This window comes from Fibrobacter sp. UWH1 (genome assembly GCF_002210365.1).
Classification (GTDB): domain Bacteria; phylum Fibrobacterota; class Fibrobacteria; order Fibrobacterales; family Fibrobacteraceae; genus Fibrobacter.
The window spans coordinates 41,431-52,440 of record NZ_MWQG01000024.1 but is presented as its reverse complement, the minus strand read 5'-3'; the positions used below and the strand labels follow the sequence as shown (position 1 = coordinate 52,440).

The window sequence follows — 11,010 nt, the reverse complement described above, 5'->3', positions numbered from 1 at the left end:
GGAAACCATAGGGAGCAGAAGCCACATAGCAACCGTTAGAAGCCACAGCAGGATAGGCATCACAGGTAAAGGAACCATGGAGAGATGCATCGGTATCATAGAGAACAGCCGCCATGGAATAGGTACAGTTACCCTCAATTTCAGGATCATTCAAGGAAATCACCTTGCCATCGGGGGATTCGCCCGGATCAGCAATAAAGAACAGTTCGTCAACGCCATAGCCTTCATACAATGCGGCAGAAGCGATAGGAGTCAACTTAGAAGCGCCCCATCCATCAATACCAATTGCATCATCAAGAGATTCATCTTCAGCCTTGAAGAAAATCAGATTTTCAGGCAGTTCTTCATCCATCCACACTGCGTAATACCAGCCGCACATATCGGGAGCGACCTTCAGATACTGGCGGTTTTTATAGGTACCATCACCGGAATACATGGGAACGGAAGCCTTCCACTCTTCATCGTCGGGTACAAGGACATAGAAGTACTTGATATCAGGCTTTTGGGAAGAAATCAAAGTAGATCCAGGCTTCTTGGGATTTTCCATCACATAGACATCGCCGTCATCTGTCGGACAGGGAATATCAAGATGGCTAGGAATAAGCATAGAATACATAGATTCGTAGCCGTTCCATTTAGACGCAAGAACATAATACAGTTCAGTACGGCCATAAGCAGAAGATCCCGAATTGACCTTAACCATATGCTGGATACCAAACTTTTCCTCAGGGCTCGAATACACGCTTTGATTTACCTTAATATCATAAAAACCGGTAGCCGAATTGAACATGTCTTCTGTAATGGCAAAAGTCTTGTTCAAAATGACGACATCCATTGCGCCAGACCATTCAGCCGGTTTCTGAAAATGAATTGTTCCAGAACATGTGGCGAAAGCACTTTCGGAGCAAGCAAAAATCGCAGCGACACTCAGCAAACTTTTAATAAACTTCTTCATGTCACCCTCCTATTACAAGAACCAGAAGGTTAAATTAAACTGTCCCTGCCAAGTCTTGGGCGCATCATCAGCATCGTTTAAGGCAGTGATACCCATAACAAAACGCAAGCTCATGTCAAGGGCCTTTGTACCGATGTACTTCGTGGAACCGACACCAATGACTGCATCCATTTCAAACACGTCGCTCACGTCATGTTCGCGGAAAGTCTGCTTTCCGAAATCATCTTCGATAACAGTCTTACTCTTGGAATAAAGGGCGAAAGACGCCTGGGGGCCCACTTCCAGGAAAGCCACATTCGGCAAGGCGAAACGAGCCAATACCGGCACATCGATACGAAGCTGCTTGACGTAATATTCAATGGTCATGTCTGACTTTTCGGGAAGTCGATCAGAATCATCCCAAGTAAGAATCACAGATATGTCCGCTTCACTGCTTGCATAACGATAAGCCCCGCCCACTTCCACATGGACACCGGCAAATTCACTGGGCATGTACAGCACGCTAAGGCCGGCATTATAGCCAAGACCCCAGAAATTGCCCAGAATATCATCGGCCCCGGAAGTCTTGATGGAATAGCCCGAAGCACTCTTACCGAGGGAACCGAATCCAAGCTTTGTGTCGTAGAAATCGTTATAGGTTCCAGCAGCAAATACACCCGCGAAGAATTTCTTGCGGTCATCATTTGCGGGAACAGACGAAGTGGAGTTGACCGCAGGTTGTGAACCAAAAGGAACAAAGCTATCGCCATCCTGTGCAGCAGGAACGGCAGCAGGTGCCGCAGCATTTGCATTCCCAGTAAAAGTCCATTGCAGTCCTTCTTGCTGAGCCGCAGCAGGAGCGGCAGTGGCAGGAGCGGCCGCAGTTTTAGATTCGGCAGAGGAAGCCGGGGCGGGAGCTGCCTGACTAGGAGCAGCCGGTTCCGCAATTTCTACAAAACCGTGATCCTGAGGTGAGGGAGGCACAGGCGGAATTTCATCCTCCTGAACCGCCACAGGCGCAGGCAACGCTTCAGCGGGAGCAGCATTCCCATCGGCAACGGCACCCGTTGCAGGAGCGGCGGGCTCATCATCCCATCCAACATCAGCAGAATCCCAGTTTCCCTGGGCAAAGGCGGAAGCAAAGCAAATTCCCAGCAGGGCCATCAGTCGCTTCATATCTTCTCCTTAAAATTAAAAGTCAACTGTCCCCAGTTGACTCCCATCATTATTAAAAAATTTTCTTGGCGTCGGTCAGTTCGCCACCCTTTTCGTGGAACAGAACCAAAGTACCGCCACCCATCTTCCGGAATACGGCAGTCAATCGGGTCACCACATCGGACTCCTCGAAGCCGATTTCATTGGCAGCGGTTTCGCCAATGACCAAACCCACAGCTACCATCTGAGGAGAAACCCTACGCAGGTAGTTCAGCAAGTCTTCGTCGCTATTCAGGATATCTGTTGCGGTAGGCTTTTCCAGTTCAGCGGGATCACGCATGCTCACCAGCAGCGGATACATTTCGTCAGAAACCATCTGCTTGGCGTTCAAGTACAGCGTATTGCCAACAAAAAGGCTAATGGAATCGTTCAGGACCTGACGGACTTCGACAACCACGTCACTCTGGACAGCCATTTCCTGAATTTCCAACTTAGAAGGTCCGCAAGCCACAAGGGCCATAGACAGGGCGGACAGCAAAACAATCGCAAACTTCTTCATGATTCCTCCTATAGAGTTTGCGAGAATATAAGAAAATTATAATAAGCCTCAAAGACCTATTCAAAAAACATCCCCCTCACATCCTTTTATTTTTCGAGGATATGCAGAGCCCTTTCAATCAATTCCGGCTTAAGATCGAACACCCGGCTCAAAGTTTCCACGCGATCGGGCACCTCAATCCGTTCCATACGGGAGCCATTGGCATCTCGGGTTACCAGATTTCCCTTCTGGTAATAGTACTGCACGCCCCGTTCGCGGTCTAGGCGGTTCAGCACCGGATAAGTCATCATTTCCCTATAAAAACTTCCATTCCAGTGCTGCTTAAATTCCTCTACAGAAACGCCCTCCACCGGATAGTCAAAACGCAATTTCATGGGAGCGCCCGCACCCCCAGTCCAAAGGGACATGGCGTCGGCAGAAGGACGGTCCAGACGGACGCAGTTAGGAACCAGCGGAAAGAACGCAGTTCCCGTTCCAAAGGGAGGCGGCTGGGGAATCGGCAGCGGATCAAAAATCAAGTACCCCGGATCAAAAAGATATTCCGTTGCAGGAGCCAATGGAGACGACGTATTGTCGGGCAGAATCAACGCGCAATGGATATTCCGTTCCTTACGTTTATGGCCCATGACCAGGCGAGGCTTAAAACCCATATCCACAAAAACCTGATACAGGTGCCAAGTCATGCTAAAGCAGGTGCCGCCACCCATCCAGGCGTCCACATCGTTCTGAAAACTATCGTCCAGCTTCTGGGCGGCAGACGAACTTCCCGTCTGTTCAAGACGGATAATCTTCGTCAGGTTCTCGTAAGTCACCTTTGATAGTTTATCGCAAATTTCGCGAATCTTTTCCCACTGTTCAGAAGTCATTTTTTTACGGACAGTTAATTTTCGATTTATGGGGTAAAGTTAGAAGTGTACCGCAAACTTTATAAAAACAATAAAAGGCCGTCTACACCAAGAACCGTAACACAAGCCACCACGGCAACGCCAACAAGACCCGCGCCAAACAAGGAAGCCACCACGGCAGCCACAAGAGCGCAGGCGCCAGAAAGTTTGCTATCGGTTGAATAGAATATGGCAGGGACAGTCATGGCCGCAAGAACCGTGTAAGGCACATAAGCCAAAAAGGAACGCCAGAACGGGCTCTTCAATTTTGACTTCAGCAGCACAAAGGGGACGGCACGCAAAAGGTACGTCACCACAGCCATCACCGCCAGATACATAAAGTATAGCTTCAAGTTCATGTTTCAGCCTCCTCATCCTTGACAGGGAAAAGAGCCGCGCAAATCAGGGAAGCGATCAAGGCGCAGATGATAATGGCAAAGCCCACGGTAACACCGCTTAGGGCCGGCACAAACTTAAAGGCGAGACTACAGCCTATCGCGATAGCCACAGCAAGCATCGTCGGCTTATGGGCCTTCATCTGGGGAACCACGATGGCAATGAACATACCATACAGTGCAACCCCCAGGGCATTAGTCACAATAGCCGGTAAAATTTCGCCACATATGGCACCAGACAAAGTTCCCAGGGACCAACCTATATAAGGCAAGGTGGCCAGGCCCAAAAAGTAAATCGGGGTGACCGGTTCCTTCTGTACCATGGAAACGGCATAAATTTCGTCGGTAATACCCATGGCCAGGAACAATCGCTTTCCAGTACCGAAACTAGGCGCCACCTTCTGGGAAAGGGAAATGGCCATCAGGCTGTAACGCAGATTGATAAAGAAAGTCGCAATAGCCATTTCGACGAATGTGCCTGCCGCATCAGCCATAATCTGCAAACCGGCAAACTGCCCTGCAGAAGTCAAGTTAGTCATGGAGATCAAGGTGACCAGAGGCCAAGTCAATAATTTGGACCCGGCAATGCCAAAAGAAAAGGATACGGCAAAATATCCAATTCCAATGGGAAGTCCGTCTTTTACACCTTTCGTAAATTTCATGAGGCCAAATATACAAAAATGCCCGCTATTTCTAGCGGACACTTCGTCTAACAAATTTAGGGAATGAAGATTACTTCAGCATGATGCGCTTGGTCATGTTGGCAGAGCCAGCACGGACGCGTACGATGTAGCTACCGCCAGCCAGAGTTTCCAGGGCAACATCGCTATTGACGTTGCGGAGACTCATCATGGGGCGACCCTGCATATCGAACACATCAACATTCACAAGGTCAGCACCACCAATCTGGAGGGTACGGCCATGGAGAGCCACAGACAGCGGGTTAGCAACAACGGTATTCAGAGCGACGGTAGAAGCAGAAGAGCTGGGATCCTTGCTATCGCTGCTTGCCGGCGGAACAATCTTGAGACCATCGCACTTGAAGTTATCCACATAGAGGTAGTTGGGTTCAACTTCAGCCTTGATTTCCCAGTGGAAAGCAGAAACCAGAGACTTATCCAGAACCACTTCAGCACCCCAGCCATCCTGTTCCAGGTCAGACCAGGCGATCTTGGCAGTAGTCCAGGAAGTAGAAGCCTTCATAGCAACCATATGGCGGTCATAATCAGTCAGAGCGCCCGTGCCATCACCCTTGAGGACAGCCTTGAAGTTATGAGCGGAACCGATGTAGTCGTAAGAAATTTCGGTGCAGCTGGAAAGATCATAGGCTTCATCTTCTTCGCCCAGGTTCAAACCGAGAGCCACATAAGGATCATACTTGTTATCACCCTGATCCAGAACGACATCCTTAAGGCCAGCCATAGTGGTGGAACCGTTGGTTGCCGGGAAAATTACCACATAGCCACCATTTTCAGCGTCTTCTTCGTTAGCGAAGGTAGATGCGCCCTTGTCGCCCTTATCGTTGTAAGCGAACCAGTAGCCACCAGTGTAAGCCTGGTTGTCGCCATCTTCGAAGTCATCCACTACGCCTGCGGGGGTAGCAACAGTTGCGCTGCTTCCTGCTGTTGCAGAGCTGGAGGAACCGTTCTGGACAGCAGAGCTGGAAGAGGCACCCGCAGCAGCAACGGTCAACTTGACAACGACCTTTTCACCATTGATGGTCAGAGTTTCAGACTTGGAAGATGCCCATTCGGGAACAGTTCCAAAAATGGTTACGGTACCGTTCTTTTCTTCAATTGTCAGGAAGGACAGAGCCCAGTCGCGGCTGAAGGAAGTTACGCCGGTAATAGTAACAGTAGCGAAGGTACCGTTCGGAGCAACAGTCTGTTCCAGGTTACCGGAAACCTTGTAGCCGGCAGCGGTGGCGCTGGAGCTATTAGCCACAACGGTGCTAGAGGAGGAATTGGTCACAACGGTACTGGAGGAGGAATTGCCAACGACAATGCTAGAGGAGGAGTTGGTAACGACGGTAGAGCTAGAGCTATTGTTCAAAACAGTAGAGCTGGAGGAATTACCGGTGGTAGAGCCGGAACCAGCAACAGGCTTGATGGCCAGACCGTCGCAACGGACGTCGTCAATGTAGAGATAGTTGTAGGTGGGAGCGTCATAGGTCTTGTTAGCGTTTTCAATACCCTTCACTTCCCAGGTCAGCTTGTTAATGGTGTTCAATGCGGTAGAAATGCTGAAGTGAGTTTCCATTTCTGCCTTGCCCCAGTTTTCCTGGTCCAGATCTTCCCATGAAATTTCGGCCTTTGTCCAAGAACTCTGGGCCTTGAAGGCAATCTTATGGTAGTTGAAGTTTTCAACCTTGGAGGACTGAGCCTTGAAATTGTGTTCGGCACCCTTGTATCGGTAGCTGATAGACTTGCAGGAGGACAAGTCATAATCGGATTCGTCCTTGTTCAGCTTCACGCCGAGAGCCACATAAGGAGCATACAGATTCTTACCCTGAACCAGCTTAATGCCCTTGAGAGCCAGCATGCCCTTAGTGTCATCACCCTTCACCACAACCTTGAAACCGTCAACACCATCTTCATCCTTTTCAGGATCGTTGGTGATGGTAGATTCGCCGGCACCGTTATCGTCCTTGGAGTCATCGTAGGCATACCAGACGCCACCGGTAAAGGCATACTTGTCGCCATCTTCAAAGTCATCGATGTAGTCGGTATAGCCTGCGGCCATAGCGCTGCTGGAAGCAGTAGAAGAAGAGGTATTCGGAGTAGAACCATTTACCCACGGGGCAGTCTTGTAGTTGTTCTGCAGCTGATTGTAGACATACTTACCAGAAGCAGAATAACCGTCTACGCTCCAGTTGGAAGGATTGGTGTAGTTACCCTGATTCATGAATGCGGAAGAGGTTTCGCCCTTGTTACTTACAGACCAGTTGCACCAGGAAATCTTCTTGCTATCCAGGTAGGTCATCCATTCATTGGACTTGGATTCGCTGACGGTACCGTCGCCGCTAGCTTCGGTAGTTCCCCATTCAGTAACAAAAACAGTCATACCATTCTGGAGAGCGGTATTGACACGGCTCTTGAAGTTAGAGTAGCCGCTGTATGCACCATCGGAAACACCATGTTCCGTAGCGTAGAAATGGAACGTTACGGCATAGTTGTTGTCGTTAATGTCACCTGCGCCAACTTCTTCGGGATGAGCGGAGTACTGGCTGTTACCCACAATGACCAGATTGTCAGCTCCACCATTTTTACGGATCACCGGAATGATTTCATTGGCGTAATTCTTGATAGTGTTCCACATCTTTTCGCCGGTGGGTTCGTTGAACACTTCGAAAATGACGTTAGGATACTTACCATATTTGGAGGCCATATGGGTGAAGAATTCCTTGGCCTCTGCAACTTCATTCTGAGCGTTGTGAGAATGGTAGTCGATAATGACGTAGATATCGTTACTGATGGCAGCGTCAATGACGGTTTCGTCCAGAGACTTCCAATTGCTATTCAAATTAGTGCCGGTACCATGGGCGACACGGATAATTTCAATTTTCCAGTCGCGAACCAGGGCGTCAATAACGTTCTTCTTATAGAAGTTGTAGCCCACATCCCAGGTATCCCAGAACATGCTCATACCCTTCAACTGAACCTTATCTCCGGTATTAGCAGAATACAGGGCGGCATTTTTTGCCTGAAGTTTTCCGTAGTAGCTTACGGGTCCGGCAAAGGCTGCAGCTGCCATTACCAAGAGAGACACTAATAATTTTTTCATTTGAACATCCTTTGTTAATACACCAATCCCAAGGATCCGGCTCATTATAGATTTACAAAGGACAAAACTCAATACATATTTTGTTTACGTAATAAAAAAAACGTATACGGAGGAATACACCCCCGCCTCCAGAATGAAAAAAGCCCCGCTTTTTACAGCAGGGCGTTTTTAAGGGCTTTTGGAATTCCCCTTTTCAAGACTACATCATCTGACGGCTGGGTGGGAGTCTGGGGGCGGGTCTGCGCCCCGCCTCCAGAATGAAAAAAGCCCTGCTTTTTACAGCAAGGCGTTTTTAAGGGCTTTTGGAATTCCCTTAATTAGTTTTCGTTGTTGCGCATTTCGGTCTGTTCGCGGTCCATAGTGTGCTGGAGGTATTCCTTGAAGTCACGGTCGATGTTCACGCCGTCGAAGTCAAGGTCATCGTTTTCCAACACGAACACTGCAGACGGGTTATCGAGCCAGCCGACCACGTCCACGCCTTCGAGCTTCATGGACTTATCGCCAGCAGCCTGAGCAACGTATTCGATCTTGGACTTAGCGACCCAACCCTGACCGCAAGAACCCTTAACGAGCACTTCGGTATCACCATCCTTAACGATGGTCAGTTCTTCGTTGAAGCCAGCGGTACATACAACAGCGCCGCCATCCTTTTCCTTGGTCAGATCAACATCGCCAAGCTTGGACTTCACCTTCTTACCTGCGGCGAAAGACATTCCGACCATCAGGGCAAGAGCAATCAACAATACCTTCTTCATATTCTTCCTCAGAAACAGGGTAAAATTCAATTATGCGATAGGAATATACCTTTTATTTTTCCCTTTTGTCATAATTTCTTTTAAATTTTTGCCGTATGAAGAAGATTTTACTTTGTTTTACCCTAATTTTGGCCCTCGCAGCCGGTTTTGGAGCCTATTCCATCAACTCTAGACTCCAGGAAACGGCCCAAAACAAGACTTTAACCCTTATCGAAGTGCCCAAGGGCAGTTCCCCCACCAAGATTTTCCAGATTCTGCAGAAGAACGGAATCTGGTCTGATGAACTGGCATTCAAGATCATCTGCCACAAGCAGAAGCCCAATCTCAAGGCCGGTTGGTTCGAAATTCCCGCAGGTCTTACCCTTCCCCAGGTCCTGGCCATTATCGAAAGCGGCAAGAACGCCGTAAAAAAAGTGACCATTCCCGAAGGCCGAGCCAGCTGGGAGATTCCCGCATACCTGAAAAAGGCATTCCCCAACCTGGACGAGGACCGCTGGAACAAGTTGGTCCAGGACCCGAAGTTCGCCCAAAGCCTGGGCCTCGAAGCCAAGACTCTTGAAGGCTACCTGCTCCCCGACACCTATCCCTTCGCCATGGACGCCAACGAAGAGACAATTTTGAAGCAGATGGTTGCCGCAAACCTGAAACTCCGCGACGAAATGCTCAGCAAGCCGCAGGCCATGTGGAAAACCCTGGGAACCTGGCACCGTGTTCTTACCCTGGCCAGCGTCGTAGAAGAAGAAACCGGCATTCCCGAAGAACGCCCCCTTATTGCAGGAGTCTTCCACAACCGCCTCCGCATCGGCATGCCCCTGGGCGCCGACCCCACCGTGAGGTTCATCTTCAAGAATCTGACCGGTCCCATCTATAAGAGCCAGTTGAACAGCGACAGCCCCTACAACACCCGCAAGTTCAAGGGACTGATGCCCGGCCCCATCTCCAACCCCGGACGCAAGGCCATCTACGCCGCCCTGAACCCGGCAAAGACCGAAGCCCTCTACTTCGTGGCCAAGGACGACGGCTCCATGACACACTTCTTCAGCAGTACCCTGGCAGACCACAACAAGTACAAGGACGTCGCCGCAAGAAACAGAGGCGAATAAGTCCCTACACAATTGTAAACACAATTCCCTTTTCACCCGCTAGCAATGGCCTCACGCCATTGCTACGTTTGTTATATGCAAGTCAAAGACCGCTCCCTGCTCAGCCTATCATGGCCCCTGTTCCTCACATTTGGAATCGCCACATTCCAGCCCATGATGGACAGTTGGTTTCTCTCTAGAACTTCTGAAACCGCGGCGGCAGGCGTAGGAGCCCTCGGTCCCCTGCTAGGAGCGTTATTCATGGCCATTACCGCGTTCTCCCAGGCGGGCGCAAGTATCGCTTCCCAGTTCCTCGGGGCAGAGCGCCCCCGTCAGGCTGGCACCACCCAGACCATGGTCCTCATAGGGAGCATCCTGCTGGGCATCGCCTTCATGCTCATCATCATCCCCCTAGAAGGAAACATCGTCCGATGGATGGGACTCTCCGGAGAGGCTGCCGGATACGCCCAGGAATTCCTTCACGTAGTCGCCTTCGGTTTCGCCTTCAGGTCCCTGCAGACTACACTGACCGCCCTCATAGCTACCAATGGTCTAACCACCTGGAACTTGCTTGGAAACATTATCACCATCATTTCCAATGCGGCCATGAACGTCGTATTCCTGAACGGTTACTTCGGACTTCCCTGCATGGGCGTAAAGGGCGTGGCACTAGCCACCATGCTTTCCTGGGCGATTTCCTCTGGCATCCTGTTCTGCATCTTGCGCTATAAGGTTCACCATAAAATTAGACGTACCGATTTTAAGCGTTCCCGTATTATCCTTCCTGATTGGATCCGTATCGGTTTCCCCGCAGCCGTGGAGCCGGTCAGTTTCCAGATGTTCCAGGTAGTCCTTACAGCCATTATCGTTCACCTGGGAATCGTGTCCATGACCGCACGAATTTTCAGTGCCAACTTCGCCATGTTGGCGGTAATCCTTAGCGTGGGTCTCAGCAGCGGCAACCAGATTCTGGTGGCCCATCTGGTAGGAGCCCACGATTACCAGATGGCCAACCGTCGACTGCACCAGAGCCTTATTGCAGGTTGTTCCAGCGGGCTCATCGTCGCTATCATCGTCGCCCTCTTCGGAACAGAGTTGCTATCCCTCTACACCAACGACCCCGAGGTTCAGAGACTGGGCAAAATCTGCCTGTGGTGCGACGTTCTGCTGCAGCCGTTCAAGGCAGCCAACATGACCATAACCTCAGCGCTCCGTGCTTCAGGAGACTCCAAGTTCCCCGCCATCGTAGGCACCGCCATGATGTGGACTTGCGGCCTGGGAACCGCACTATTCCTCGGATTCACTTTAGAACTGGGCCTTGCAGGAATTTGGTTAGGCATGGCCGCCGACGAATGCTACCGCTCCATTGTCAACTATATCCGCTGGCGCGGCGGAAAGTGGAAAAACTTCGGCGTTGTATAAAGCAAAAGGGTCTCTCGCGAGACCCCTTTTTTACGTCATAC

The 11,010-nt window shown here is 50.3% G+C and carries 9 protein-coding genes and 1 pseudogene; 2 read left to right on the top strand and 8 right to left on the bottom strand.

Annotated elements, in window-relative coordinates; all coding sequences use genetic code 11:
* The 8 genes and pseudogenes from B7992_RS11340 to B7992_RS11305 all read right to left on the bottom strand — a co-directional run.
* Window positions 1-955: pseudogene (locus tag B7992_RS11340) on the bottom strand (hypothetical protein); the annotation flags it as partial.
* 12 nt (window positions 956-967) lie between these two features.
* The gene (locus B7992_RS11335; RefSeq protein ID WP_073157593.1) at window positions 968-2,110 is read right to left on the bottom strand and encodes an outer membrane beta-barrel protein; all 1,143 of its coding nucleotides are present in this window, start codon (window positions 2,108-2,110) and stop codon (window positions 968-970) included.
* 52 nt (window positions 2,111-2,162) lie between these two features.
* Window positions 2,163-2,648 (bottom strand): hypothetical protein, encoded by a 486-nt coding sequence (locus tag B7992_RS11330; RefSeq protein WP_073157595.1) that lies wholly within the window; start codon window positions 2,646-2,648, stop codon window positions 2,163-2,165.
* Window positions 2,649-2,734: 86 nt separating this feature from the next.
* The gene (locus B7992_RS11325; RefSeq protein WP_073233250.1) at window positions 2,735-3,514 is read right to left on the bottom strand and encodes a hypothetical protein; all 780 of its coding nucleotides are present in this window, start codon (window positions 3,512-3,514) and stop codon (window positions 2,735-2,737) included.
* Between the two features lie 59 nt (window positions 3,515-3,573).
* Window positions 3,574-3,891, bottom strand: coding sequence for an AzlD domain-containing protein (locus B7992_RS11320; protein ID WP_073157601.1), 318 nt, complete (start codon window positions 3,889-3,891; stop codon window positions 3,574-3,576).
* Window positions 3,888-4,589 carry an AzlC family ABC transporter permease gene (locus B7992_RS11315; RefSeq protein ID WP_088666302.1) on the bottom strand — a complete coding sequence of 234 codons (702 nt, stop codon included), beginning with the start codon at window positions 4,587-4,589 and terminating at the stop codon, window positions 3,888-3,890. Before B7992_RS11315 ends, B7992_RS11320 begins: the two co-directional genes overlap by 4 nt.
* Window positions 4,590-4,659: 70 nt before the next feature.
* Complete coding sequence (locus B7992_RS11310) at window positions 4,660-7,710, bottom strand: cellulase family glycosylhydrolase (RefSeq protein ID WP_176421929.1); 3,051 nt, start codon at window positions 7,708-7,710, stop codon at window positions 4,660-4,662.
* Between the two features lie 317 nt (window positions 7,711-8,027).
* The gene (locus B7992_RS11305) at window positions 8,028-8,465 is read right to left on the bottom strand and encodes a hypothetical protein (RefSeq protein ID WP_073157933.1); all 438 of its coding nucleotides are present in this window, start codon (window positions 8,463-8,465) and stop codon (window positions 8,028-8,030) included.
* Window positions 8,466-8,560: 95 nt separating this feature from the next.
* On the opposite strand from B7992_RS11305, the gene mltG reads away from it, so the two are divergent.
* Together mltG and B7992_RS11295 are read left to right on the top strand one after the other, a co-directional pair.
* A complete protein-coding gene (gene mltG / locus B7992_RS11300; RefSeq protein WP_249269441.1) occupies window positions 8,561-9,568 on the top strand; it encodes an endolytic transglycosylase MltG in 1,008 nt (335 codons plus the stop codon).
* Between the two features lie 75 nt (window positions 9,569-9,643).
* Window positions 9,644-10,969, top strand: coding sequence for an MATE family efflux transporter (locus B7992_RS11295; protein WP_073157610.1), 1,326 nt, complete (start codon window positions 9,644-9,646; stop codon window positions 10,967-10,969).
* The last annotated feature ends 41 nt before the right edge of the window (window positions 10,970-11,010 follow it).